Origin of the sequence: Kitasatospora nipponensis (genome assembly GCF_039528135.1) — a bacterium.
GTDB lineage: Bacteria > Actinomycetota > Actinomycetes > Streptomycetales > Streptomycetaceae > Kitasatospora > Kitasatospora nipponensis.
The window spans coordinates 1-624 of sequence record NZ_BAAALF010000839.1 but is presented as its reverse complement, the minus strand read 5'-3'; the positions used below and the strand labels follow the sequence as shown (position 1 = coordinate 624).

The 624-nt window shown below is 62.5% G+C and carries 1 pseudogene; it reads right to left on the bottom strand.

What is annotated here, in order from left to right:
• A pseudogene (locus ABD323_RS43625) lies at positions 1-354 on the bottom strand (hypothetical protein); the annotation flags it as partial.
• Positions 355-624 lie beyond the last annotated feature (270 nt).

Below are 624 nucleotides of genomic sequence, written 5' to 3'. Positions count from 1 at the left end.
CTCAGGAACGGCGGCCAGCATGGCCAGCTCCACTTCAGTGAGCGGATCCGCCATCCCTGACCGTCGCCTCGGGATGGGTCGGCGCTTGCCTGGGTCAGCCGTAGTAGGGAGGGTGGCGCGTTCACAGACGTACAACTGGGCGTTGGTGGTCAGGTGCCGTAGCTGCCACAAGTCATAACCTCGGCACTCCTCCACACGCATGGCAGGCATATTGGGGTTATTCGGGGTTCCGGCAAGGTGGAGCGCTACGTTGTCGCACGCATCGACGATCAGTACCAGATGATCGAATCGAGGAGAGATGATCGGTGCATACGCACCGATGTGCCCGACGGCCCACCGAATGGAAGGCGCCATCAGTGCTCCCTGGTTGAAACACGCCAGAGCCAACAAAGCACGGAGCTCTGTCTGCTCCGGCGTGCAGTGGTCCAGGCCCATTCCTCCGGACCGATCGATCCCTGGACGAGCCGTGGCTTTGGCCTCTCCAGTGAATCGAGCTCGGAGGGCCGAGGCAGCCTTGACTGTGGAGTGCGGCATGGGGACGAATTCCTTCGCTGCTGCCGGGCCAGCAGGGGATCGCATCCGCGTTCGCACATCGTAAGATCTGCTCACAGAAGCGGAGTGGGC